We start from the raw sequence: 24,534 nt of genomic DNA, 5'->3' as shown, positions 1-24,534 counted from the left end.
GGCTTCCTCCGGCATTAGCGGTGCAGGTCGCGGATCCCGGCGAGCAACGTTGGCGCCAGCTCCGGTAGGGAAACAAGGATATCCGGAAGAGTGGGGTCCTCCTGGTTGTAGGCCAGCTCGGAGCCGTCGATTCGGCTCGCGTGGGCCCCTGAGGCGAGCGCGACCGCCACCGGCGCGGCGGAATCCCACTCGTACTGCCCGCCCGCGTGCACGTACGCCTCGACCTCACCCGTCAGGACGGCGGAGATCTTCGCCCCCGCCGAACCGATCGGCACGAGGTCGGCCCCGGCCAGGTAGGCGAGCTTCTGCACGAACTCGGGCGGCCTGGTGCGGCTGACCGCGATGCGGAACCTGCCGCCCTCGTAGGGCGCGAGCTTGGGCGGCTCGGCCGTGGACAGCGTGCGGCCCTGAGCGGGCAGCGCCACCGCTCCTGCCACCAGCTCGCCGCGCTCCCACAGCGCGACGTGGACCGCCCAGTCTTCGCGGCCCTCCTCGGCGAACTCTCTTGTGCCGTCGAGTGGATCGACGATCCACACCCGCTCGGCCGTACGTCTGGCCGGATCCTCCCGCTCCTCGCGGGTGGCCTCCTCGGACAGCACGCTGTCGCTGGGCCGCAGCCGCGCCAGCGCCTCCGTCAGGAAGACGTGGGCCTGTCTGTCGCCCTCGGCTCTCAGCGCGGGAGGATGCTCGAAGCCCTCGCGCCCGCGCAGCGAGAGCAGCCGCTCTCCCGCCTCCGTGGCCAGGTCGGAGGCGAGGGCGTGGTCGTCGCGAATCGTCATCAGTAAGCTCCTTGCCCGCGGGCGACGGCCGACCAAGTCTTCCACAGGATCTGCAGATCAAGCATGAGGGACCAGTTCTCGACGTAACGCAGGTCGAGGCGTACGGATTCCTCCCACGACAGATCTGACCTGCCCGAAACCTGCCACAGCCCCGTCAGCCCCGGGCGCACCAGCAGCCGCCTGCGGACGTCGTCGCCGTACTGCGCGACCTCCTCGGGAAGCGGGGGCCTGGGACCGACCAGAGACATGTGACCGAACAGCACGTTGATCAGCTGGGGCAGCTCGTCGAGGGAGTGGCGTCGCATCAACGCCCCCAGAGCCGTCACCCGCGGATCGTCGCGCACCTTGAACAGCACGCCGTCGGCGTCGCTGACCAGTTCCACCTTCATCCGCTCCGCGTCCTGCCGCATCGTGCGGAACTTCACGATCGTGAAGAGCCTGCCGTCCCTGCCCACCCTGGTCTGTCTGAACAGCGCGGGCCCAGGACTGCTCACGCGGACGGCGAGCGCCAGCCCCAGCAGTAACGGCGCGATCAGCACGAGAAGCAGCCCCGCCACCACCCTGTCGAAGACGTTCTTCACCAGCTGCCTGGCCCCTGCCAGCTCGGGGTGCTCCACGTGGAGCAACGGCAGCCCGGCGGCAGGGCGGATGGTCGTGCGCGGCCCCGCCACCTCCATCAACGCGGGCGCCACGACCAGCTCGGTGTGGGTTTTCTCCAGCCGCCACGCCAGGCGGCGCAGCGCCACGCCGTCCATCTCCTGGCAGGCGAGGACCGCCACCGTGTCGGCGTCGACCTGGGCCACCACCAGCGGCACGTCGGCGAAGCCGCCCGCCACCGGCACGTCGCCCACCCTGCTCCGAGAGGTGTCGTCAGGAAGGCAGGCGGCCACGATCTCCATGCCGTGGTAACGCTCCCTGCGGAACCTGCCCACCAGCTCGGCGACGCCAGCCTCGTGGCCCACCGCCACGACCCTGCGCATGCACTGCCCCTCGGCCCTGCGCCGGTGCAGCGAGCGGCGCAGGCCGTACCTGAAGAGCACGGTGAGCAGCGTCGTCAACGGCAGCGCCAGCACGACGTAGCCGCGCGCGACCTCGGTCTTGGTGGCGTAGGCGCAGATCGCCATGGCGGCGGTCAGCGCCATCCCGCACCTGACGACCCTGCGGAACTCCTCCGAGCCGATGCCGATCAGGCGAGGCTCGTAGGCCCTGTTGAGCGCCACGGCGCAGACCCACACGGGCGGCAGCGCGAGGCTGAGCAGGATGTACGGCGTGGCGTAGGGCGTGAGCTCGCCGAACCTGGCGACGAAGGCCAGCATCGCCCCCGCCACCGCGCAGCCGAGATCGGCCCCGAGCGCCTGGAGGCGGTAGGACCGCACCCATCCGGGCATGCGGGGGCTGGCTCGCCAGACGAGCGGTGGCTCGACCTTCGCGACCGTCATCAGCCCCTCCACGCGGCCCCCCGTGACCGTTGTTCAACAGACAGTCATGGAATGGTAGCGGTGGGTAGCCGCGCGTGGCGCCGATTCAGCGAGGAGGAGCCGAGATGTTCAGATCGAGGCTGTGGAAGGCGTTCTGCGTCGCCTCCAGACCCTTCTCGACGAGCGACTCGACCACATCGGCCGCCCTGTCGACCAGGAACGCCAGATCCTTGCGCTCGGCGGTGCCGAAGTCCTTCAGCACGAAGGCCGCGGCGTCCATGCGGCCGGGGGGGACGGCCGATGCCGAACCGCACACGCAGGTAGTCGCGCGTCGCCAGCGACTTGGTGATGGACTTCAGACCGTTGTGGCCGTTGTCTCCGCCGCCCAGCTTGGCGCGGAGCGCGCCGTAGGGGATGTCGAGCTCGTCGTGGATGACGATCAGGCGCTCGGGGCCGATCTTGTAGAAGTCGGCGAGCAGCTTCGTCGGGCCTCCCGACAGGTTCATGTACGTCTGCGGCTTGGCCAGCACCGCGCCCCTGGTCTCCAGCACGTGCGCGCGGCTCTTGTGCGCCTTGAACCTGCCGCCCGCCCTGGCGGCCAGCTCGTCAAGGACCATGAAACCGGCGTTGTGCCTGTTGCCCTCGTACTCGGCCCCAGGGTTGCCGAGACCGACGATCAGCCAGCGATCCATCGCGCTCCTCCATACGGCAACGGGGCGAGCCGGGCACATGGCCCGGCCGCCCCGTCAGTGGCTCTATGGCCCGTGTTACTCGGCGGCCTCGGCGCTCTCGCCCTCGCCGGCCACGGCGGCCTCGCCCTCAGCGGCCTCGGCCTCGGCGCTGGGCTCCTCGGTCGGCTTGGCGTTGACCTGGATGATCACGGTCTCGGGGTCCGCGGTCAGGGTCGCGCCCTTCGGCAGCTTGAGGTCGCCGGCGGTGATGACCGAGCCGACCGTCAGGCCCTCGACGTCGACCTCGACGCCGGTCGGGATGTGGGTGGCCTCGGCCTCGACGGCGATCGAGACGAGCTGCTGGTCGAGCAGGCCCTCGGAGTTGACGTCACCGGTGGTGGTGACGGGGATCTCGACGGTGACCTTCTCGCCGCGCTTGACCAGGAGCAGGTCGACGTGCTCGACGAAGCCCTTGATCGGGTCGCGCTGGACGCCCTTGGGCAGGGCCAGCTCGTCCACGCCCTCGCCCTGCAGGCGGATCAGGACGTTGGCGGTGCGCAGCGCGAGAAGGACCTCGTGGCCGGGCAGCATGAGGTGCTTGGGGTCGATGCCGTGCCCGTAGAGAACGGCGGGCACCTTGTCGGCGCGACGGATCTTGCGGGCGGCGCCCTTGCCGAACTCGGTACGGGTTTCGGCGGCGATACGTACTTCGGACACGACATCTCCTAGGGATGCATGAGATCGGATACTGCGTTCCCCCTCACCCGCCCTAGCGGAAGGCGTTACGAACGCAACCTTTGCAGTCTACGGCACTCAGGTGTTGCCCTCGAACAGACTGGTCACCGAGCCGTCGCTGAACACCTCGGTGATCGCCCTGCCGATGAGCGGCGCGATGGACAGCACCGTCAGCTTGTCGAACCTCTTCTCCTCCGACAGCGGCAGCGTGTTGGTCACGATGACCTCGGAGATGCGGGAGTTCTTCAGCCTGTCGACCGCGGGGTCGGAGAAGACCGCGTGGGTGGCCGCCACGATCACGTTCGTGGCCCCCTGCTCGTACAGCGCGTCGGCCGCCTTGCAGATCGTGCCCGCGGTGTCGATCATGTCGTCGATCAGCACGCAGGTGCGGCCCCGCACCTTGCCGACGACCTCGTTGACCTTCACCGAGTTGGCCACGTCGAGGTCGCGCCGCTTGTGGATGAAGGCCATGGGGGTGCCGAGCGTGTCGGCCCACCGCTCCGACAGCCGCACGCGGCCGGTGTCGGGCGAGACGATCGTGGTGTTGGCCAGGTCGAGCTTGTCCTTCAGGTAGCTCTCGAGCACCGGCATCGCGAACAGGTGGTCGACGGGTCCGTCGAAGAAGCCCTGGATCTGCGAGGTGTGCAGGTCGATCGACATCAGCCGGTCGGCGCCCGCGGTCTTGAAGATGTCGGCCATGAGCCTGGCGGTGATGGGCTCGCGTCCGCGGCCCTTCTTGTCCTGGCGGGCGTAGCCGAAGAACGGCATGACCACGGTGATGCGCTTGGCGGAGGCCCGCTTCAGCGCGTCGACCATGATGAGCTGCTCCATGATCCACTTGTTGATCGGGCCGGTGTGGCTCTGGATCACGAAGGCGTCGCACCCGCGTACCGACTCGAGGTAACGGGCGTAGATCTCGCCGTTGGCGAAGTCGATCAACTTCGTCGGTGTGAGCGAGACGCCCACGTGGTTGGCCACCTCTTCGGCCAGTTCAGGATAGGCCCGTCCAGAAAAGAGCATCAGCTCCTTGGATCCCGGCTGTTTGATGCTCGTCACGTGCCACTCTCCTGCTCTTGCTCGGCCAGCGCCTTTTCGGCCGCCGCAGCCGACTTCGTGCCCGCGCGCCTGCGCAAGACCCATTTCTCGATGTTGCGCTGCCGCGCTCTGGCCACGCCCATCGCCCCCGGAGGCACGTCGTCGACGATGACCGATCCGGCCGCCGTGTAGGCGCCGTCGCCGACGGTCACCGGAGCGACCAGCATGGTGTCACACCCCGCGAAGACGCCGTCTCCGATGGTGATGTGGTGCTTGTTGACCCCGTCGTAGTTGACGAAGACCGTGGAGGCGCCGATGTTGGCGTCCTCGCCGATCGTCGCGTCGCCCACGTAGGACAGGTGCGGCACCTTCGACCGCGCTCCTACCTTGGCGTTCTTCATCTCGACGTAGGTGCCCGCCTTGGCCTTGTGGCCGAGCTCGGTGCCCGGCCGCAGGTAGGCGTAGGGTCCGACCGAGGCCTCCGCCCCGATCACCGCGCTGTCGGCGACCGCGTTGCGCACCACCGCGCCCGCTCCGACGAAGGTGTCGGTCAGCGTGGTCGCGGGGCCGACCTCGGCGCCCGCCTCGATGCGGGTGCGGCCGTGCAGCTGCGTGGCGGGATGGATCACCGCGTCCTGCTCGATCTCCACCGACACGTCGACGAACGTGCTGGAGGGGTCGATGACCGTGACGCCCGCTCGCATGTGCCGTTCGAGGACGCGCCGGTTGAGCACGCCGCGCGCGAACGCCAGCTGCACCCGGTCGTTGACCCCCTCGACCTCCACGTAGTCGTCGGCGACGTGCGCCCCGACCCTGTGGCCCTCCTCGCGCAGGATCGACAGCACGTCGGTGAGGTACTCCTCGCCCTGCGCGTTGTCGGTGGACACCCGCTTGACCGCGTCGGCGAGCAGGAGCCCGTCGAAGGCGTAGACGCCGGAGTTCATCTCCCTGATCGCCCGCTGCGCGGGCGTGGCGTCCTTCTCCTCGACGATCTCGAGGACGGCTCCCGCCGCGTCGCGCAGGATCCTTCCGTAGCCCGTCGGGTCGGGGACCTCCGCGGTCAGCACGGTGACCGCGTTCCCCTCGCTCGCGTGGGCGTCGAGCAGCCGCCCCAGCGTCTCGGACGTCAGCAGCGGTGTGTCGCCGTAGGTGACCAGCACCGTGCCGGCGATCGTGCCTGTCTCCTCGAGCACGGTGCGGACGGCGTGGCCGGTGCCGCGCTGCTCGCTCTGGACGATGGCCTTGGCGTCGGGGCTGGTCTCGGCCAGGTGGCCGCCGACCCGTTCCTTCGCGTGACCGATGACGACGATGAGCCGCTCGGGATCGAGCTCCCTTGCGGCGGCGAGCATGTGGTCGACCAAGGACAGGCCGCACAGCTCATGGAGGACTTTGGGGGTCTGGCTCTTCATCCGGGTGCCCTCGCCTGCGGCGAGGACGATGACGGCGGCCGGGCGCGGCACACTCACGGACTGAGGCTCCCTGTGACGAGGCGGATCAGGGCTAGGTACGGCTACCGCACCGCTACCCTCCCGACACCGTGAGGATACCTGCCCGCCTTCGTCACCTCTTCACACCCATGGCGACATTCACCACAGCTCCGGCGCCAGGACTCGAACCTGAACAACGGACACCAAAAGACCGCGAGCTGCCAATTACTCAACGCCGGAAGAAGGGAGCCTGACGGCTACCCCGCGTCTAGGGTACCGGCGATCGGGGCCCGCGTGCCGATCGGGATCACAAGTTCGCCGACGGACGCGCGTGGTAGCAGATTTCAGGGGCAAGGACAAGCCATGGAATCCACTCAGGACACCCCGAAGACCTTCATCTTCCACACATTCGCATCTTAGGGATTCCTAACTTACGCTGACGTAGGTTACGGTTGCGTAGCTGGACAATCATCCTCATACACGTCGTGAGAGGTAGCCCATGACCGTTCTTGCCGACCGACCGGCGCCCGGTCCCAAGCCAGACGTAGACCCCGAGCCCAAGACCAGGGCCGAGCTGATCATCTTCGGCCTCGTCGTGGGACTCCCCCTGGCCGCGATCGCAGCCGCCGTCCCGTTGGCATGGGGTTGGGGCATGCTGAGCTGGACCGACATCGCGATCGCCTTCGTCTTCTACATCGTGACGGGGCTGGGCGTCACCGTCGGCCTGCACCGCTACTTCACGCACGGGTCGTTCAAGGCCAAGCGGCCGATGAAGATCGCGCTGGGCATCGCGGGCAGCCTGTCGCTGGAGATGTCGGTGCTCGACTGGGTCGCCACCCACCGCAAGCACCACAAGTTCTCCGACAAGGAGGGCGACCCGCACTCGCCGTGGCGCTTCGGGCCAGGGTTCAAGTCGATGACCAAGGGTCTGCTCTACGCGCACATGGGCTGGCTGTTCGAGAGCGAGCGGACCAACAGGGAGAAGTACGCCCCTGACCTGTGCAAGGACCCCGACATCATCAAGCTGCACAAGTGGTTCCCCGCGCTGGCCGTCACCTCCATCTTCCTGCCCGCCGTCCTCGGCGGGGTGCTGACCTGGTCGTGGCAGGGCGCGCTGACCGCCTTCTTCTGGGGCTCGCTGGTGCGCATCGGCCTGCTGCACCACGTGACGTGGTCGATCAACTCGATCTGTCACGTGTTCGGCGAGGAGACCTTCCAGAGCCGCGACAAGTCGCGCAACGTGTGGTGGCTGGCGATCCCCTCCTTCGGCGAGTCGTGGCACAACCTGCACCACTCCGACCCGACGTGCGCCCGTCACGGGGCGCTGAAGGGGCAGATCGACCTCAGCGCCGGCCTGATCCGCATCTTCGAGCGATTCGGCTGGGTCCACGACGTCAGGTGGCCGACTCCTGAGCGCCTGGCGGCGAAGCGCATTGGCTAGTGCCGATACCACGGTGCCCGGTCACGGGCCGGGCACCGCCATTATGGAACCTGTGACCACCGAATCCCGATCTCGCAGGCGTATGACCGGTAGAGAGCGAAGAGAGCAGCTGATCACGATCAGCCGCACGCTGTTCGCCGAGAAGGGGTTCGACGGGACCTCCATCGAGGAGATCGCCGCCACGGCGCAGGTGTCCAAGCCTGTGGTGTACGAACACTTCGGCGGCAAGGAGGGCGTCTACGCGGTGGTGGTCGATCGCGAGATGCAGAAACTGCTCGGCATGATCACGGCGGCGCTGTCGGCGTCGCACTCCCTGATCAAGCTGGAGCGCGCGGCGCTGGCCCTGCTGCAGTACATCGAGGAGAGCAGCGAGGGCTTCCGCATCCTGGTGCGCGACTCGCACGCGGCCTCGGGCACCGGCACCTTCGCCAGCCTGATCAGTGAGATCGCCAGCCAGGTCGAGGACGTCCTGGCCGACGAGTTCAAGGGCAGGGGCTACGACCCCAAGCTGGCGCCGATGTACGCCCAGATGCTGGTGGGCATGGTGGCCCTGACCGGCCAGTGGTGGCTTGACGTGCGCAAGCCCGGGCGCGAGGAGGTCGCCTCGCACCTGGTGAATCTGGCGTGGAACGGCCTGACGGGCCTCAACCCGATGCCCCAGATCACCGCGACGAGCAAGGGCCTGGAGCTGTCGGCCATGGCGCCGCTGCCCCCGAGGCCGACCGAGAAGGAGCTCAAGGAGGCGCAGAAGGCGCGCGCCAAGGAGCTCAAGGAGGCCGAGAAGGCCAGGGAGCGCGAGCTGAAGGAGCGCGAGCGGCTGCTGCGCGAGGCCGAGAGGGCCAGGGAGCGCGAGGAGAAGCTCCGTCAGCGGGAGGCCAGACTGGCCGAGCGGGCGGCGAAGCTCGAACAAGAGTGAGTCGTTGAGCCAGCGTTAACGCTTTGTTCAATCTAATTGGGCATATTACGGGATATGTCCGCCGAGCTCCTGTCCTCTGGAAACGACCTGCCCCTGCCTCAGGAGCGGTTCCTCAACCGCGAGGAGAGCTGGCTCCAGTTCAACGAACGCGTACTCGAGCTGGCCGAGGACCCCTCCCTTCCCCTTCTCGAGCGGGTGCGGTTCCTGGCGATCTTCGCGAGCAACCTCGACGAGTTCTTCAGGGTGAGGGTGGCAGGCCTCAAACGCCGCATGGCGACGGGCCTGCTGCTGCGGACCAAGAGCGGGCTCAAGCCGCGCGAGGAGCTGGCGCGGATCGCGACGATAGCCGACGACCTCGCCAAACGGCACGCGGCCCTCTTCCACGAGCGCATCTGCCCGCAGCTGGCCGCCGAGGGCATCGAGATCGTCCGGTGGGACGACCTCGGCCGTGATGAGCGCACCGAGCTGCGCAAGCTGTTCAGGGAGCGGATCCGTCCCGTCCTGACGCCGCTGGCCGTCGACCCCGCGCACCCCTTTCCCTACATCTCCGGCCTGAGCCTCAACCTGGCCGTCGTCGTGCGCAACCCCTCCACCGACCACACCGTCTTCGCCAGGGTGAAGGTGCCCTCCCAGCTGCCTCGCTTCGTGGCCGCCTCGAAGAACAGGTTCGTCCCGCTGGAGGACGTGATCGCGGCCCATCTCGGCCAGCTGTTCAAGGGCATGGAGATCCTGCAGCACCACGCCTTCAGGGTCACCCGCAACGAGGATCTCGACGTCGACGAGGACGTGACAGAGAACCTCATGAAGGCGCTGGAGAAGGAGCTGCTCAAGCGCCGCTTCGGCCCCGCGGTGCGGCTCGAGGTCGAGCAGACGATCACCCCCGAGGTCCTGGAGCTGCTGGTCGACGAGCTCGACGTGGCACCGCACGAGATCTACAGGGTCGACGGCCCGCTCGACCTCACGGGCCTCGACGCCATCGCCGACCTGGACAAGGGCGAGCTGAGCTTCCGCCCGTTCGTCCCCGCCGAGGCCATCCACGCCGAGGACGACATCTTCACCGTGCTGCGCGAGCGCGACGTGCTGCTGCACCACCCCTACGACTCCTTCGCCACCAGCGTGCAGCGCTTCATCGAGGAGGCGGCCGAGGACCCGCAGGTGCTGGCGATCAAGCAGACGCTCTACCGCACCAGCGGCGACTCCCCCATCGTGAACGCGCTGATCGACGCGGCCGAGGCGGGCAAGCAGGTCGTGGTCGTGGTGGAGATCAAGGCCCGCTTCGACGAACACGCGAACATCTCGTGGGCGCGCAAGCTGGAGAAGGCCGGCTGCCACGTGGTCTACGGCGTGGTCGGGCTGAAGACACACTGCAAGCTCGCCCTGGTCGTACGGCAGGAGCCCTCGGGCGAGCTGCGCCGCTACTGCCACATCGGGACGGGCAACTACAACCCGAAGACCGCCCGCGTGTACGAGGACTTCGGCCTGCTCACCGCCGACCCGCTGGTCGGCGAGGACGTCACCGACCTGTTCATCCACCTGACCGGCTACTCCAACCACTCGGCCTACCGCAGGCTGCTGGTGGCCCCGCACTCGCTGAGAGGCGGCCTGCTGGCCAGGATCGAGCGGGAGATCGCCCACCAGCAGGCGGGCAGGCCCGCTCGCATCAGGATCAAGACCAACTCCCTGGTGGACGAGCAGATGATCGACGCGCTCTACCGCGCCTCCCGCGCGGGCGTGCGGGTGGACCTGTGGGTGCGGGGCATCTGCGCGCTCCGTCCCGGGATTCCCGGCCTGTCGGAGAACATCAGGGTCCGCTCGGTCCTGGGGCGGTTCCTGGAGCACTCCAGGGTCTACGAGTTCGGGCTCGGCAGGCGCCCCGAGATCTGGATCGGCAGCGCCGACCTGATGCGCCGCAACCTCGACAGGAGGGTGGAGGCGCTGGTGAAGGTGACAGGCCAGTCGCACAGGGCCTACCTGATCGAGCTCATGGACCTGGCGATGGCCGACACCACCAACTGCTGGTGGCTGAACTCCGACGGCACATGGAGCCGCCACGACGGCGACGACCTGCAGAGCCACATGGTCGGGACGCGCCGGTGGAGGACCATTGACGACTGAGCTCATCAGGGCCGCGGGCGCGGTCGTCTGGCGAGGCGACGAGGTCGCCCTCGTGCACAGGCCCAAGTACGACGACTGGACCTTCCCCAAGGGCAAGGTGAAGCCTGGCGAGCACGTGATCGCCGCCGCTCTGCGCGAGGTACGGGAGGAGACAGGGCTGACCGTGCTCCTCGGCAGGGCGCTGCCCGCCGTCCACTATCTGAGGAAGGGCCGCCTGAAGCGGGTCGACTACTGGACGGCCCGCGCCGTCTCGGGCGAGTTCGTCCCGGGTCCCGAGGTGGACGAGCTGGTCTGGCTCACCCGCGACGCGGCGCGCGCCCGCCTCAGCTACGAGTGGGACGCGAGCCTGCTGACCACCCCGCCGCCGCCGACCACCCCGCTTCTCCTCGTACGGCACGGCAGCGCGGGCTCGCGCGACGCGTGGGAGGGCGACGACGACCTGCGCCCCCTCGACGACGACGGCCTGGCCCAGGCGCGCACCCTTGCCACGGTGCTGCCCGCCTACCGGCCCTCCTCGCTGGTCAGCTCGCCGAGTATGCGATGCGTGCAGACGCTTCCCGGAGCCCACCTGCGGCTCGACCCGCTGCTCAGCGAGCAGGGCTACGACAGGGAGCAGAGCGCCGAGCTCGTCCGCGGGCTCGAGGGTCCCTCGGCCGTGTGCAGCCACGGCAAGGTGCTGCCTCCGCTGATCGACGAGCTCAGCGGCCTGCGCGTGCACCTGCGCAAGGGCGCCTTCGCCGTCCTCCACCGCCTGGACGGCCGGATCGTCCACATCGAGCGCTACGCGGTCTGAACCTTCGCCCACACCTGGGGGAAGTCGGCGTGCGCGCGCTCGGCGGCCGCTCGCTCGATGCCCACCAGCACGCCGTAGGTGAAGGTGTCCTCGCCCGCCTGCCGCGCGCTCTCGGCCTCTCGGGCGAGCGTTTGCTGCGCGACGACCCCGTCCTGGTGGACCCCGAGCGCTTCCTGTACGGCTTCGGCGCGTTTGGCCAACTTGTCCACGCCGATCGCCTCGGCGGTGTACCGGGCGCGTTTGGCCGCCTTGCGTACCTCGTGCATGGCCGTCTCGCGCTCGTCGGGATCCGTCACCGCTTGAGCGTGATCGTAGGCCTTCGACACCCGCTGCCAGTTCTTGTCCGCGATCGCGGACAGCGCGGCCCCTGCCGGCTTGCCCGCCGTCCTGCCCAGGGACGGCTCGGCGACCAGGCGGTCGAGGGCGTCGAGCAGCGCGAAGTAACGCGGGCCGCTCAGCGTCTCCCTGATCCTGCCGTGGGCCTCCTCCTCGCGCTTGCCCAGGTCGTCGCCGAGGCGTACCTGGATGGGGCCTGCCACGAGCTCGGGGGCGAGATTCCTGAGGCGCTCCGCGAACCTGGCCCTGATGACCTCGAGGTCACGGGCCTCGCCGAGGACGGCGGCGAGCCACTTCAGCTCCTCCTGGACGGGCTCGGTGTCCTGGACGACGCTCGCGAACGCCTTCAGGGCGCTGCGCAGCCTGCGCGAGGCGACGCGCATCTGGTGCACGGCGTCGTCCTCCGCCCTGCGGGCGCGGGGGTCCTGCGAGAGGAGGGCGGCGACCTGGTCCGCGAGGTAGTTCACCACGACCTCGCCGGCGCTGCCGTGCTCGACATTCGCGCGGACCGGCGGTGGGGGCTCGAGCAGCCTGGCGAGCTTGCTGGCCGAGTTCGCGGGTACGGCTCCGGCCTTGCGCAGCCGCTTGCCGACCTTCGCCAGCAGGTCCTGCTCGCCGTCGACCAGTTCGGCCTCGACCTCTCGCCATCGCTCGACGCGCGGCTCGTCGCCGAAGGCGGTGCCCTTGACACGGTCGTCGGCCACCTCGACGGCTCCGCCCACCAGGGTCACGGTTCTGCGGGTGTCGAGCTCGGCCACCACGCGCAACTCGGCTCCCCGCGTGTAGCCCTGGACGAGGTCGGCCAGCTCGGCGGGAACGATCTTGGTGCTGCGGGTCAGCGGCAGCTGGATCTCCTGACGCGCCCCCTTGGCCTTGGGCAGCTTGAGGTGCCAGCCCGGATCGGACCCCCCGCGCCGCCGCCGCAGCGTGACACCTCTGGCGGCCAGGCGCAGATCGGCGGTGTCGTAGTAGAGCGCCACCAGCTGGTAGCTCTTGGGGCCGGTGATCTGGCCCAGCTTGCTCAGATCGGGCACCTCGTAGTCACCCGGTACGTCGAACTTGTCCTCGATCTCGATGCCCACTGCACCTCGCAACCGTTCGATTGCGGACAATCATGCCACTAGGCGATGAACGGGAGAAGTTTTCTCACTTCTGCCCGACCACGAAGATCCGGCGGAACGGGAACGGCGTGCCGTACGACCGGGTGGGGTAGGCCTCGTCGAGCAGGACGGCCAGCTCGTCGGTGAAGCGGGCGCGCTCGTCGGGTTCGAGCCGGTCGAAGATCGGGCGCAGCGCGGTGCCCGAGATCCAGTTGAGCACGGCGTTCTCACCCTGCAGGACGTGGACGTAGGTGGTCTCCCACGCGTCCACCCGCAGGCCGAGGGCGGTGAGCTGGTCCAGGTAGGCCACCGGCTCGGCGACCGGCCACGGGCGCTCGAACTCGCCCAGCCTGTCCCTCCAGTTGTCGCTGGCGCACAGCCTGCGGATCAGCACGTGGCTGGGGGCGTCGAAGTTGCCCGGCACCTGGAAGGCGAGCCAGCCGCCCGAGCTGAGGTCGTCGATCCAGCGCTCGAACAGGTCGCGGTGCTCGGGAACCCACTGCAGCAGCGCGTTGGAGACCATCACGTCGATGGGGCGGTCGGGGTGCCAGAGCGCGACGTCGGCGACGTCGAAGCGGGCCCTGGTCTCGAGGCCGCGCGCCTTGGTGATCATCGCGGGAGAGGAGTCGAAGCCGTAGACGGTGGCGCGCGGCCAGCGTTCGGCGAGTGTCGCGGTGAGTTCGCCCGATCCGCAGCCCGCGTCGACGACATAATCGGGTTGATCGGCCCGCACGCGCCCGACCAGCTCGAAGAAGGGTCTGGAGCGCTCGTCGGCGTACGCGGCATAGGTCGCGGGGTCCCAGATATCTCTTGACATAAAGATAATTGATATCGAGAGATATATCTCGATGTCAAGACAGTACACTCGTGTCATGACGATGGACGAGGTCGACAGGCTGGTGGCGTCCTGGCAGCAGGAGCGTCCCGATCTCGACGTGACGCCGCTGCAGGTGCTGAGCCGTGTCTCCCGCCTTGCCCGTCATCTCGACAGGGCGCGGCGGGCCTCCTTCGCCGAGCACGACCTCGAGCCGTGGGAGTTCGACGTGCTCACCGCGCTGCGCAGGGCGGGCAAGCCGTACGAACTGTCGCCGGGGGCGCTGCTGCGCGCCACACTGGTGACCTCGGGAACCATGACCAACCGCATCGACAGACTGGCCCAGGCCGGGCTGGTGCGGCGGCGCCCCGACCCCGAGGACCGGCGAGGCGTGCTCGTGTCGCTGACCGACGACGGGCGGGCGCGGGTCGACGCCGCCTTCGCCGACCTGCTGCGCCGCGAACGGGAGCTGCTGGCCGGGCTGGGAGCCGAGGAGCAGAGGGCCCTCGCCGACCTCCTGCGCACCCTCCTCACGCCCTTCGACGCCTGACCTCGCGCCGAGCGCTACTCGCCGAGCCGCTCGGCTACCTCCAGCCACTCCGCCTCGACCGCGTCCTTCTCGCTCAGGATGTCGCGCAGCTTCGCGTCGAGCTCGCCCAGCTTGGCGTAGTCGCTGGCCGCGTCGGCCATCGTCGCGTGGAGCTTGTCCTCCTGCCCTGCGAGCTTGTCGAGCTGGCGCTCGAGGCGGCTCAGCTCCTTGCGCAGCTCACGCTCCTCCTTGGCCGACATCCCCGTGGGCTCGACCTTCACGGGAGCGGCCGCCACGGGCGCGCCGCCGGCGACCCTGGCCGTCACCGCCGTGCCCGCCGCCCTGCGCTGCAGATACTCGTCCACCCCGCCTGGCAGCATCGACAGCCGCCCGTCGCCCAGCAGCGCCACGCACCGGTCGGCGACGCGCTCCAGGAAGTACCGGTCGTGGCTGACCAGCACGAGCGTGCCCGGCCAGCCGTCGAGCAGGTCCTCCAGCTCGTTCAGCGTCTCGATGTCGAGGTCGTTGGTCGGCTCGTCGAGCAGCAGGACGTTGGGGTCGTCCATGAGCAGGCGCAGCAGCTGGAGCCGCCGCCGCTCACCGCCCGACAGGTCGCCGACGACCTTCCACTGCGCCTCGCCCTTGAAGCCGAGCCGTTCGAGCAGCTGGGAGGCGGTCCACTCCTTCTTGCCCAGCTGGATGTACTTGCGGATCTGCTCCACCGACTCGAGCACGCGCTGCCCCGGATCGACGTCGGTCAGCTCCTGCGAAAGGTACGCCAGGCGCACCGTCCTGCCGCGCACGATGCGTCCGGAGTCGGGCTTGACCTGGTCGGCGAGCAGGCGCAGCACGGTCGACTTGCCCGAGCCGTTGACCCCGATCAGCCCGATCCTGTCGCCGGGACCGAACTGGAAGGTGGAGTGGTCGAGCACCAGCGGACCCGCGTCGGGCCCGCCCGCGTGCAGCGTGACGTCCTCGAGGTCGTAGACGGTCCTGCCGAGCCGCGCCGCCGCGAACTTCATCAGCTCGACGGTCTCCCTCACGGGAGGCTCGTCGGCGATCAGCGCCTGCGCCGCCTCGATCCTGAACTTCGGCTTCGACGTCCGCGCGGGCGGTCCCCTGCGCAGCCAGGCGATCTCCTTGCGCATGAGGTTCTGGCGGCGCTCCTCCGCGGCCTGCGCGATGCGCGCCCGCTCGGCCTTGGCCAGCACGTACGCGGCGTAACCGCCCTCATAGCGCTCGACCCTGCCGTCGACGACCTCCCACGTCCTGGTGGAGACGGCGTCGAGGAACCACCGGTCGTGCGTCACGACCAGCAGCGCGCTCTTGCGCTGCGACAGGTGCCCCGCCAGCCACGCGATCGCCTCGATGTCGAGGTGGTTGGTGGGCTCGTCAAGCATGATCAGCTCGTGCTCGTCGATGAGCAGCTTCGCCAGCGCCGTACGCCGCCGCTCCCCGCCGGACAGGTCTCCGACCTTGCTCTCCAGGTCGAGGTCGCCGATGAGGTTGGCGAGGATCTCCCTGATCGCCTGGTCGCCCGCCCACTCGTGCTCGGCGCGGCCACCGAGGACGGTCTCGTGGATGGTCCTGCCGGGGTCGAGGTCGTCGCGTTGGGACAGCAGGCCGACCCGCAGACCCCTGTTGTGCGTCACGCGGCCGGTGTCGGGCTTCACCGTCGCCGCGACCACCGACAGCAGCGTCGTCTTGCCACCGCCGTTGCGCCCGACGACGCCGATGCGCTCACCGGCCTCGATGCCGAGGGAGACGTCACTCAGCAGTGGCTTGGGCCCGTAGGCATGGGAAACAGACTCAAGATTGACCAGATTCATCGCTCACCAAGGCTATCCCCTCCCCCGTCCACGACGGCCCATCGCCGACCGGCCCTCAGACGATCGACGCCCCCGCCACGGGGCCGTGCGCGGGCACCGCCGTACGGCACACTCCCGCGCCCTTCAGCGCCTCGGCCAGCTCGCGGGCGTGCTCCTCGTCGGCGGCCAGGAACGCGCACGTCGGCCCCGACCCCGACACGATCGCGCCCAGCGCCCCGTGCTCGCGCCCCGCCTCCAGCGTCCTGGCCAGGGATCCGCGCAGCGCCAGCGCGGGCTCCTGGAGGTCGTTGGTCAGCTCGGCGCCCAGCGCCCGCGCGTCGCCGTCCTTCAGCGCCCTCAGCAGCGCCTCGCTCACCTGCGGCCACGCCACCCGCGTGCCCGCCGCCGCCCTCAGCCTGTCGCACTCGGCGTAGACCTTCGCCGTGGACAGCCCACCGTCCGCGACGGCGAACACCCAGTGGAAGGCGCCCCTGACCGGCAGCGCGGTCAGCTGCTCGCCCCTGCCCGTGCCCACCGCCGTACCGCCGAGCAGGGAGAACGGCACGTCGCTCCCGAGATCGGCGGCGATCTCCATCAGGTCCTCGAGCGGCAGCCCGAGCCCCCACAGCTCGTTGCAGGCCACCAGCGTGCCCGCCGCGTCGGCGCTGCCTCCTGCCATGCCGCCTGCCACGGGGATCGCCTTGCGGATGACCAGCTCGACGCCGTACGTCCTGCCCGCGTGCTTGGCCAGCGCCCTGGCGGCCTGGATGGCGAGGTTGCCGTCGTCGACGGGCACCTGGTCGGCGGACTCGCCCTCCACCCGCACCGAGACCGTCTCCGACTCCTTGGCCACGACCTCGTCGAAGACCGAGACGGCGTGGAAGACGTTCACCAGGTCGTGGAAGCCGTCATCCCGCAACGGGCCCACGGACAGCTGGACGTTGACCTTTGCGGGCACCCGGACGGTCACGGAACTCATCTGCTTCTGCCACTCTCATCGCCTGCGGGGTCAAGGCTCTCGATGCTATCGGGACCCACCTGCGCCCCACGCCCTCCTCTTCAGCCCCGCACCCCGCCGTCATATCCTGCGAACACCGGACCGGGGATTCGCGGAAACCCTCCCCGAGCTTCCGCAGGACCGCGATCCGCCCGACCTCGCAGAACCTTGGCCTCACAGAGAGCGCCGCCACGCAGAACCGTCACTCACACAGAAACCTCGGCCTCCCGCAAACGTCGACCTCGCAGAAACCCCGGCCTCGCAGAACCGCCACTCGCACGGAAACCTCGGCCTCGCAGAAACGCCGACTTCGTAGACAAGGTGAAGTGAACTGATGTCCCAGGTAACGGTCATCGAAGTACCGCAGTGGCAGGGCTCGTCCTCCCCTACCGCCCACCGACTGCGCGACGGCGCGAAGCTGCTCGCCGAGATGGTGCCGAACGCCGTACACCTGCGCGTCGACATCGCCGACGGCGACGCCCCCGCCGACCTCGCCACCACCGCCGGCCGCACCCGCGCCGCCCTGGCCCAAGCCCCCGACGGGCTCGTGGTGACCGTCGGCGGAGACTGCGGCATCGACCTCGCTCCCGTCTCCGCCGCCCTCGACCGGTACGGCGACCGCCTCGCCCTCGTCTGGTTCGACGCCCACGGCGACCTCAACACCCCCGGCTCCTCCCCCTCGGGCGCCTTCCACGGGATGGTGCTGCGCACGCTGACCGGCGAAGGACACGACGCCCTGCTGCCCGAGCACCCCATCCGCCCGGAGCGGATCGTCCTGGCAGGCGCCCGCGACCTCGACCCCGCCGAGCGCGACTTCGCCACCTCCAGCGGCCTCACCCATCTCGGCGTGACCGACCTGTCCGACCCCGCCACCCTGGTCCAGGCCGTCGCCGACACGGGCGCCGACGTGGTCTACATCCACATCGACCTGGACGTCCTGGACCCCGCCACCTTCGCCTCGGTCGGTGTCCCCGCCCCCGGCGGCCTCCTGCCCGACGACCTCCTCAAGCTCGTCAGGACGCTGACCGAGCACTTCGAGCTGGCGGGAATCGGCATCACCGAGTACGAACCGTCCCGCCCCGAGGACCAACTCCTCCTCGCTCCCCTGATCGCCAACCTCACCACCCCCTGAGGTCAGGTACGGCAAGCAGAAGCGAACCTCGGAGCCACCCCCCACACGGCAGCACGAACCACCTTCGCGACGGCGACCCGATCACCCTCGACCCCGGCACCCCGAATCGCCATTGAACACCGAGGCCCGCCTCACCCCCCGAGCGCTGAGGCTGGCCTCATCTCCGAGCACCGAGACCAACCTCGCCCCCAGACACCAAGACCCGCCTCACCCCCGAACACCAAGACCCACCTCACCCCGAACACCCAGACCCGACTCACCCCCGAACACCGAGACCAACCTCGCCCCCGGACACCGAGGCCAGCCTCGCCGCCAAGCGCTCAGGCTCAACTCGCCATCGAGCAACAGCGCGCCCGGCCCGTATCGAAGCCCCAGCAGAAGCCTCGACGCGTTGCACCCGGCCGGAGATCCAGCCGACGAACGTGCGGACGGCCTCCACCCGGCGTTCCCGTCATCTGGCGGCAGCCTGCTCACGTCCTCTTCTGCTGAGATGCTCGGCCAGTGGCCAGGCCGGTGGCTTCAGTTCTCCGTTCGGGCGGCTGAGCGTAGGACGGCGGCATCGCGGGTGGACACCGCGTCGAGAAGACCGGTACTCCGCCGCTGGAGCATGCGCACGCTGCGGGCGGGGGTAACCGACAGGAAGGCAGGGGCCAGGAGGATGGCGGACAGGGCGGTCACACACCCCGAAGCCCCGGCGACCGCGCCGATGACGCCGGGGAGGACGGCGGCCAGCAGGCCACGGAAAGATCGTCATCTGGCCGCCGGCCGGATCGCCCGCCTGCTGGCCCGGGCAGACGCGATCGCGGGCATCGGCGCCCACCGCCGGCATCCACGAGCGCAAGCAGCGGTACCACGACGCAGCCCACCACGGCCACGGCCACGGCCACGGCGGTGGCGGTGGCGGTGGCGGTGGCGCAAACAGCGAGACCTTCCCAAGGGCGAGCCCGTAGCGGACCCGACGATCCAACCCCCTCGCCATAAAACTCTATACGTGATACACAATACGGCCTACGCTCTATTTGAGGCGGCGTCCACGTCAGCGGCCGCCGTACCGATTCGAGGGACTGAGGAGTGTGTCGACGTGATGGAGATTCGGACATTTACGGAAACCGACCGCACCGAGCTGCGGCGGCTGTTCCGCCGCGCAGGCGAAGGCGCTCCCACCGCTTCGCTGTGGGGACACGAGGAATCCGAAGCCGCCATCTACCTGGACCCTTACATGGACCTGGAACCCGACTCGCTGTTCGTCGCCGTAGTCGATGGAGCCCTGGTCGGCTACCTGGCGGGATGCCTCGACGGCGCGACGTTCCCCAGCGAGAGCGAGCGCCTGGAGAAGGCCATCAGGAAGTACCGCCTGATCTTCCGCCGCAAGCCTGCGGCCTTCTTCGCCCGCAGCATGGCCGACCTGGCCTGGTCCGCGGTCCGCCGGGAGCCCACGGCGGGAGACTTCGACGATCCCCGGTGGCCGTCCCACTTGCACATCAACGTGGCGCCCTCGGCCAGAGGAACGGGCGCCGCGGACGGACTGATGAACGGATGGCTGGATCGGCTCAAAGCTGCCGGATCACCGGGATGCCACCTGCAGACCCTGGTCGAGAACAGCCGCGCAGTACGGTTCTTCGAACGCATGGGCTTCACCAAGCACGGCCCCACTCCGCTGGTCCCCGGCCTCAGACACCACGGCACCCGTCTCCACCAACAGACGATGGTCCGGTCCGGCGCCTGACACGAAACCGGCGCACCGCCACCACAACATGATCCAGAGACCTACCCCTAACCACACGACAAGGGCCCCGCGCTCCAGGATCAGCTCCTGGCGACAGCTCAACTGACCCCTGCCAGAGGTGAGCGCAGGGCACGATTCACGCGACCGACCGACCCCGTGCGCCCCAAGACGCTCAGAGGGCCACCCCGCAAGCCAACCGCGAGGGCGACCCTAGAGCCGACCCCGCAAGCCAACCCCAGAGCGCGACCCCGGAAGCTGCCCACGGAAGCTGACCTTTGAAGCTGACCTCGGAAGCCGACCCGGAACGAGATCCCCCCAAGCCAACTCGCAGGGACCGACCTCGGAAGCCGACCTCAGAGGGCACCCGAAGGCGCCCCCGGGACCCGACCCCAGGACCCGACCCCGGAAACTGACCTCGGGAGCTGACCTCGCAAGGCGACCCCGGAAGCCGACCTCGCAAGGAGGCCGACCTCGAAAAGACCCGGAACGAGACCCCGCAAGCCAACTCGCAGGGGACCGACCTCGGAGGCTGACCCCGCAAGCCGACCTCGGAAGCCGACCTCGGAAGCCGACCCCGGAAGGCGACCCCGGAAGCTGATCTCGGAAGCCGACCTCGAACGAGATCCCCCAAGCCAACTCGCAGGGACCGACCTCGGAGGCCGACCCCGCAAGCCGACCTCAGAGGGCACCCGAAGGCGACCCAAAACCCGACCCCGGGGCCGGACCCGGGAAGGCGACCCCACAAGGCGACCCCACGAGGCGACCCCGGAAGCTGGCGTCGGGAGCTGACCTCGCAAGGCGACCCGGAAGGCGACCTGGCGAGGAAGCCGACCTCGGAAGGCGTGCCCGTGGTGACCCCGAGGGCCGGGCCCATGGCGGCGGCAAGGGCCTCCCTCTCAGGATCAGCCCCCTAGCGACAGCTCAACAGCCCCTGCCAGAGGTGAGCGCCTGAGCGCGATCGCCACGCGACCAACCCTGTGCGCCTCAGACGCCCAGAGGGCGACCTCCGAAGGCAACATCAAAGGGCGCCCCCACAAGCCGACCACGGAGTACGGCCCCGAAGGGGACCGACCTCGGAGCCGACCCCGCAAACCGACGCAGAACGAGACCCCGCAAGCCAAACTCGCAAGGGGACCGACCTCCAAAGCCGACGCCGAAAGCCGACATCGGAAGGCGACCCTGGAAGCCGACCCCAGAAGACCGCAGGCAGGCGCCGACCGGGGAAGGCAACCGACCCCCGAGGCTGACTCCGGAAGCCGACCCGACCCCAGAAGCTGACCCCCGGACGCCGACCTCGGGAGTGCCCTCAGAGGACAACCCCCGAGGGCATTCCCGAAGCCGACTCCGCAAGTGGACACCGGAAGGCGACCCCGCAAGCGGACCTCAGAGGGCGCCCCCCGAAGCCGCCCCCGTGGAACGAGCCGGAAGGCGAGTCCGGAAGGCGAGTCCGTGGTGACCCCTAGGGCCGGGGCCGGAGCGGAGTCGCGGGGCTGGGCCCGTGGCGGGGTCGCGGGCCAGGGCCGCGGCGGGGTCGCGGGGGCCGGTCGGTTGGTCAGGGGGTGGTGGTGTCCGGGGTGGTGTCATCCCGGTCGGACGGCGCCGCGATAGCGCGGGCGGTAGTACGTGGAGTCGAGGAAGTCGGTTTTCTTGACCACGTCGCCGGTCTTGGGAGCATGGATCATGATGCCGTTGCCCAGGTAGAGGCCGACGTGGGTGGGATCGCCTGTGCCTCCGCCGAAGAAGACGAGGTCGCCCCGGCGCAGGTCGGACACCCTGACGCGCTTGCCCTGGCGGAACTGGGTGCCGGTGTAGTGGCCGAGCTTCACCCCTGCTCTGGACCACGCGTACAGGGTGAGCCCCGAGCAGTCGAAGCCGACGGTGCCGGCACCTCGTCCTATCCCCCTGCTGGGTCCTGCGGGGTTGCCTCCGCCCCAGGAGAAGGGGGTGCCCAGGCGGGCGATGGCGGCGGTGGCGGCCAGGTCGCCCCTGGTGCGGGTGGTCCGCTTCCTGCCCGGTCTGTGGTCGCTGGATGTCTTCTTCGGCGTCGCCTTGCTGCGCGATGGAGGTGTCCCCGGCCGTGTGCCGTCCGACGGGGGTAGGCCGGGCCGCGCCCGGTCCTTCGAAGGCCTCCCTGGGCCGGGGCGCACTATCGGCGGCCTCACTGAATCAGGGCGCACTGTCGACGGCCGCACCACGCGGGGCAGTCCCCCCGGTTGCGCCTCAACCAGGCGAGACAGAGTCGGCACAGGCCACTCCCCCGGATGGGACAGATCTACAGGAACCGGCTCACCCTGATGGGACCGATCCCTTGGGGCCAGATCACCCAAGTGGGACTGATCCGCCAGAGCCCACTCACCCACGCGGAACCGATCCGCCAGAGCCCACTCACCCAAGCGGGACCGATCCGCTGGAGCCCACTCACGCAGGTGCGACTGATCCGCTGGAGCCCAGTCACCCAGGTGAGATCGATCCCTTGGAGACGGCTCACCCAGGTGAGGCTGATCCCTTGGGGACAGCTCGATCAGGCGGGAGAGGTTTGGCTGAGGGATAGGCCGGTGAGAGTGATCCGACGAAGGGTTGCCGGGGTCGGAGTCGGTCGCCGCCGGGATGCCCGGGTGAGGCAGGTCCGTGGAAGGTCTCCCGGTCGGCCAGGCGAACGTGTCCAGCCATGCCGAGCGGTGGCGGAAGCGGTCGTGCCAGCTGGTGAGCCAGGCCGAAACGGTGTCGCGGACGGCGGAGCGAGAACCGGGGTCCACGTCGCTCATGCGCATCACCGACCAACGCACGGGCGGGTGGGCCGAAGGCTGGTCGGGGCCCGGCGATGGAGGTGTCGCGCCGGGCGTGAGGGTGTGCCAGGGCCGGGGTCCGGCTGGTGTTTTTCGTCCGGGTGAGCAGGCCGCCGAGGGCAGGGCGACCGTCAGCCGGACGGAAGAACCCGTGCCTTTGATGGCGGGCCGTACGGCGTGGGTGAGCTGGGATGCGGGGGTGTCGTTCTCGTGCTGCCAGGCCTCCAGCAGGGGCGCGTAGGCGGCGGGCAGGGTGATGGTGCGCAGGCATGACGCCTGGCTGGGGTTGGTCGCCGGACCGGGAGAGGCGGCGCTCAGCGTTGCCAGAAAACCGATGGTGAGCCACATCTGGGCCTCCTGAGCCGTGGAAGGGAGGCCCAGGATCGTGTGGAGGGGGTCTGTGGGAGAGGACCGAGCGTGGTTCTGTGGATGGAGGCCGCGGGGCGACAGGCCGACTGTGGACGGAGGCCGCCAGGCGACAGGACGACTGTAGGACGGAGCCGCCGGGCGACAGGACGACTGTGGACGGAGCCGCCAGGCGACAGGACGACCGTAGGCCGGAGCCGCCGGGCGACAGGCCGACTGTGAACGGAGGCCGCCAGGCGACAGGACGGCTGTAGGACGGAGGCGCCCAGGGAGGCGCGCACGCTTCTGGCGAGGAGCGAGACGCCAACGACCGGGTCAGCCGTCGTGGGCCGATGCGCGCTGAACTCCTCGACCACGGTGTCCGCGACCTGGCCCGCCCGTTGCGCCTGCACCGCCGCCGCCCGCGCGCCGCCGTACCGGAGCGGGTCACCGAGCTGCTGGAACTGGTGGTCTGGGCGCCGAGCACGCCGCACGGCGGCCAGCGGCAGCGGGTCTCCATCGCCCGTCCCCCGGCCCGCCGAGCACGACGTGCTGGTCTGCGACGAGATCACCTCGGCCCTGGACGGCGACACCGCCCAGGCGATGATGGAGGCTGCGCGAGACGCGTGCGATGGCCGTGGTGTTCGCCTCCCACGATCTCCGCCTGGTGGAGAGGTACGTGCTGATCGGCGGGCAGGAGGAACGCGCGCCCGCCCCGAGTGAGCGTCCCTAGTCCTCCAGGTGCTCCGCGATCCGGGCGAAGGCGGTGATGTCCAGCTGTTCACCCCTGGTCGACGGATCCACCCCGGCCGCCCTCAGCGCCTCCTCCGCCCGCGCCGGAGACCCGAACAGGGCACCCAGCGCCGCCCTCAACGTCTTCCTCCGCTGCGCGAACGCGGCGTCGACCACCGAGAACACCTGCTTCCTCGAAGCGCTGGTCACCGGCGGATCGCGCCGCTCCAGTGACACCAGCCCCGAGTCCACGTTGGGGACGGGCCAGAAGACCGTCCTGCCCACCGGGCCAGCCCGCCTGACGTCGGCGTACCAGGCGGCCTTGGCGGACGGCACGCCGTACACCTTGGAGCCTGGAGGGGCGGCGAGCCGGTCGGCGACCTCGGCCTGCACCATGACCAGGCCCTTGCGCAGCGAGGGCAGCACCTCCAACAGGTGGAGGACGACCGGCACGGAGACGTTGTACGGCAGGTTGGCGACCAGGGCCGTCGGGAGGTGGCCGGAGAAGTCGTCGGGACCCACCTTCATGGCGTCGCCGCCCACGACCGTCAGGCTGTCGCCGAGCCCGCGCGACTCGACGGTCAGGGGAAGCTGCCGGGCCAGCACGGGGTCGATCTCGACCGCGACCACGTGGGCGACCTCGGGCAGCAACGCCAGAGTGAGCGAGCCCAGCCCCGGACCCACCTCGATCACCACGTCGTCCGGCGACAGCCCGGCCGTGCGCACGATGCGGCGGACGGTGCCGCCGTCGATCACGAAGTTCTGACCGAACTTCTTTGTCGGGCGAAGATCGAGCTTTTCCGCCAAATTACGTATTTCAATTGGCCCCAACAGGCTCACAATGGCACTCCCCCTATCACCCATTCAGTCTCGCGCATCGGCGAGGCATCGAAGAACCG

18 protein-coding genes, 1 tRNA gene and 1 pseudogene are annotated in these 24,534 nt (G+C 69.6%); 7 read left to right on the top strand and 13 right to left on the bottom strand.

Annotated elements, in window-relative coordinates; translation table 11 throughout:
* Positions 1-14: 14 nt before the first annotated feature.
* The 7 genes and pseudogenes from ABFX55_RS41070 to ABFX55_RS41040 all read right to left on the bottom strand — a co-directional run bounded on the left by ABFX55_RS41070 (position 15) and on the right by ABFX55_RS41040 (position 6,305).
* Positions 15-779 carry a 3'(2'),5'-bisphosphate nucleotidase CysQ gene (locus ABFX55_RS41070; protein ID WP_346128802.1) on the bottom strand — a complete coding sequence of 255 codons (765 nt, stop codon included), beginning with the start codon at positions 777-779 and terminating at the stop codon, positions 15-17.
* Entirely contained in the window at positions 779-2,218 is a 1,440-nt protein-coding gene (locus ABFX55_RS41065) for a sugar transferase (protein WP_346128801.1), read from the bottom strand. Before ABFX55_RS41065 ends, ABFX55_RS41070 begins: the two co-directional genes overlap by 1 nt.
* Before the next feature lie 85 nt (positions 2,219-2,303).
* Positions 2,304-2,889, bottom strand: a pseudogene (gene pth / locus ABFX55_RS41060) (aminoacyl-tRNA hydrolase).
* A gap of 75 nt (positions 2,890-2,964) precedes the next feature.
* Positions 2,965-3,585 (bottom strand): 50S ribosomal protein L25/general stress protein Ctc, encoded by a 621-nt coding sequence (locus ABFX55_RS41055; protein WP_346128799.1) that lies wholly within the window; start codon positions 3,583-3,585, stop codon positions 2,965-2,967.
* 96 nt (positions 3,586-3,681) lie between these two features.
* A complete protein-coding gene (locus ABFX55_RS41050) occupies positions 3,682-4,659 on the bottom strand; it encodes a ribose-phosphate diphosphokinase (RefSeq protein ID WP_183655094.1) in 978 nt (325 codons plus the stop codon).
* Positions 4,656-6,104, bottom strand: a complete 1,449-nt coding sequence (gene glmU, locus ABFX55_RS41045; protein WP_346128797.1) for a bifunctional UDP-N-acetylglucosamine diphosphorylase/glucosamine-1-phosphate N-acetyltransferase GlmU — start codon at positions 6,102-6,104, stop codon at positions 4,656-4,658. The genes ABFX55_RS41050 and glmU overlap by 4 nt, the downstream gene beginning before the upstream one ends.
* A gap of 129 nt (positions 6,105-6,233) precedes the next feature.
* A tRNA-Gln gene (locus tag ABFX55_RS41040) sits at positions 6,234-6,305 on the bottom strand.
* A gap of 259 nt (positions 6,306-6,564) precedes the next feature.
* On the opposite strand from ABFX55_RS41040, the gene ABFX55_RS41035 reads away from it, so the two are divergent.
* The 4 genes from ABFX55_RS41035 to ABFX55_RS41020 all read left to right on the top strand — a co-directional run bounded on the left by ABFX55_RS41035 (position 6,565) and on the right by ABFX55_RS41020 (position 11,330).
* The gene (locus ABFX55_RS41035; RefSeq protein WP_346128796.1) at positions 6,565-7,506 is read left to right on the top strand and encodes an acyl-CoA desaturase; all 942 of its coding nucleotides are present in this window, start codon (positions 6,565-6,567) and stop codon (positions 7,504-7,506) included.
* An 82-nt stretch (positions 7,507-7,588) separates the two neighbouring features.
* A complete protein-coding gene (locus ABFX55_RS41030; RefSeq protein ID WP_346128794.1) occupies positions 7,589-8,422 on the top strand; it encodes a TetR/AcrR family transcriptional regulator in 834 nt (277 codons plus the stop codon).
* Between the two features lie 54 nt (positions 8,423-8,476).
* Positions 8,477-10,537, top strand: a complete 2,061-nt coding sequence (locus tag ABFX55_RS41025; RefSeq protein ID WP_346128792.1) for an RNA degradosome polyphosphate kinase — start codon at positions 8,477-8,479, stop codon at positions 10,535-10,537.
* The gene (locus ABFX55_RS41020) at positions 10,527-11,330 is read left to right on the top strand and encodes an NUDIX domain-containing protein (RefSeq protein ID WP_346128790.1); all 804 of its coding nucleotides are present in this window, start codon (positions 10,527-10,529) and stop codon (positions 11,328-11,330) included. Before ABFX55_RS41025 ends, ABFX55_RS41020 begins: the two co-directional genes overlap by 11 nt.
* Here the strand turns inward: ABFX55_RS41020 and ABFX55_RS41015 are convergent.
* Both ABFX55_RS41015 and ABFX55_RS41010 read right to left on the bottom strand, forming a co-directional pair.
* The gene (locus ABFX55_RS41015; protein WP_346128789.1) at positions 11,318-12,748 is read right to left on the bottom strand and encodes a CYTH and CHAD domain-containing protein; all 1,431 of its coding nucleotides are present in this window, start codon (positions 12,746-12,748) and stop codon (positions 11,318-11,320) included. The two genes, ABFX55_RS41020 and ABFX55_RS41015, sit on opposite strands and share 13 nt — an antisense overlap.
* A gap of 64 nt (positions 12,749-12,812) precedes the next feature.
* Positions 12,813-13,583 carry a trans-aconitate 2-methyltransferase gene (locus ABFX55_RS41010; RefSeq protein ID WP_346128787.1) on the bottom strand — a complete coding sequence of 257 codons (771 nt, stop codon included), beginning with the start codon at positions 13,581-13,583 and terminating at the stop codon, positions 12,813-12,815.
* A 55-nt stretch (positions 13,584-13,638) separates the two neighbouring features.
* Between ABFX55_RS41010 and ABFX55_RS41005 the strand changes: the two genes are divergently transcribed.
* On the top strand, positions 13,639-14,130 hold the full coding sequence (locus tag ABFX55_RS41005; protein ID WP_281388190.1) for a MarR family winged helix-turn-helix transcriptional regulator: 492 nt from the start codon (positions 13,639-13,641) through the stop codon (positions 14,128-14,130).
* 14 nt (positions 14,131-14,144) lie between these two features.
* On the opposite strand, the gene ABFX55_RS41000 is transcribed toward ABFX55_RS41005, so the two are convergent.
* Complete coding sequence (locus ABFX55_RS41000; protein ID WP_346128785.1) at positions 14,145-15,938, bottom strand: ABC-F family ATP-binding cassette domain-containing protein; 1,794 nt, start codon at positions 15,936-15,938, stop codon at positions 14,145-14,147.
* Positions 15,939-15,993: 55 nt separating this feature from the next.
* Positions 15,994-16,896: a 4-(cytidine 5'-diphospho)-2-C-methyl-D-erythritol kinase gene (locus tag ABFX55_RS40995; protein WP_346128784.1), complete on the bottom strand. Its 903-nt coding sequence runs from the start codon at positions 16,894-16,896 to the stop codon at positions 15,994-15,996.
* Positions 16,897-17,248: 352 nt separating this feature from the next.
* On the opposite strand from ABFX55_RS40995, the gene ABFX55_RS40990 reads away from it, so the two are divergent.
* Together ABFX55_RS40990 and ABFX55_RS40985 are read left to right on the top strand one after the other, a co-directional pair.
* Positions 17,249-18,046, top strand: a complete 798-nt coding sequence (locus ABFX55_RS40990) for an arginase family protein (RefSeq protein WP_346128782.1) — start codon at positions 17,249-17,251, stop codon at positions 18,044-18,046.
* A 1,084-nt stretch (positions 18,047-19,130) separates the two neighbouring features.
* Positions 19,131-19,772, top strand: a complete 642-nt coding sequence (locus ABFX55_RS40985) for a GNAT family N-acetyltransferase (RefSeq protein ID WP_346131392.1) — start codon at positions 19,131-19,133, stop codon at positions 19,770-19,772.
* Between the two features lie 1,580 nt (positions 19,773-21,352).
* Here ABFX55_RS40985 and ABFX55_RS40980 read toward each other — a convergent pair.
* Positions 21,353-21,934 carry an NlpC/P60 family protein gene (locus tag ABFX55_RS40980; RefSeq protein WP_346128780.1) on the bottom strand — a complete coding sequence of 194 codons (582 nt, stop codon included), beginning with the start codon at positions 21,932-21,934 and terminating at the stop codon, positions 21,353-21,355.
* Between the two features lie 1,698 nt (positions 21,935-23,632).
* Entirely contained in the window at positions 23,633-24,499 is an 867-nt protein-coding gene (gene rsmA, locus ABFX55_RS40975) for a 16S rRNA (adenine(1518)-N(6)/adenine(1519)-N(6))-dimethyltransferase RsmA (protein ID WP_346128778.1), read from the bottom strand.
* Between the last annotated feature and the right edge of the window lie 35 nt (positions 24,500-24,534).

This window comes from Nonomuraea roseola (genome assembly GCF_039535395.1).
GTDB lineage: Bacteria > Actinomycetota > Actinomycetes > Streptosporangiales > Streptosporangiaceae > Nonomuraea > Nonomuraea roseola.
This window is presented reverse-complemented; position numbering and strand designations above follow the sequence as displayed.

Coding starts and splice junctions, on each gene's coding strand:
- ABFX55_RS41000 (WP_346128785.1), bottom strand. CDS start 15,938: ATGAATCTGGTCAATCTTGAGTCTGTTTCCCATGCCTACGGGCCCAAG.
- ABFX55_RS40995 (WP_346128784.1), bottom strand. CDS start 16,896: ATGAGTTCCGTGACCGTCCGGGTGCCCGCAAAGGTCAACGTCCAGCTG.
- rsmA (WP_346128778.1), bottom strand. CDS start 24,499: ATGGGTGATAGGGGGAGTGCCATTGTGAGCCTGTTGGGGCCAATTGAA.
- ABFX55_RS41010 (WP_346128787.1), bottom strand. CDS start 13,583: ATGTCAAGAGATATCTGGGACCCCGCGACCTATGCCGCGTACGCCGAC.
- ABFX55_RS41030 (WP_346128794.1), top strand. CDS start 7,589: ATGACCGGTAGAGAGCGAAGAGAGCAGCTGATCACGATCAGCCGCACG.
- ABFX55_RS41065 (WP_346128801.1), bottom strand. CDS start 2,218: ATGACGGTCGCGAAGGTCGAGCCACCGCTCGTCTGGCGAGCCAGCCCC.
- ABFX55_RS41070 (WP_346128802.1), bottom strand. CDS start 779: ATGACGATTCGCGACGACCACGCCCTCGCCTCCGACCTGGCCACGGAG.
- ABFX55_RS41025 (WP_346128792.1), top strand. CDS start 8,477: ATGTCCGCCGAGCTCCTGTCCTCTGGAAACGACCTGCCCCTGCCTCAG.
- ABFX55_RS40985 (WP_346131392.1), top strand. CDS start 19,131: ATGGAGATTCGGACATTTACGGAAACCGACCGCACCGAGCTGCGGCGG.
- ABFX55_RS41005 (WP_281388190.1), top strand. CDS start 13,639: ATGACGATGGACGAGGTCGACAGGCTGGTGGCGTCCTGGCAGCAGGAG.
- ABFX55_RS41035 (WP_346128796.1), top strand. CDS start 6,565: ATGACCGTTCTTGCCGACCGACCGGCGCCCGGTCCCAAGCCAGACGTA.
- ABFX55_RS40990 (WP_346128782.1), top strand. CDS start 17,249: ATGTCCCAGGTAACGGTCATCGAAGTACCGCAGTGGCAGGGCTCGTCC.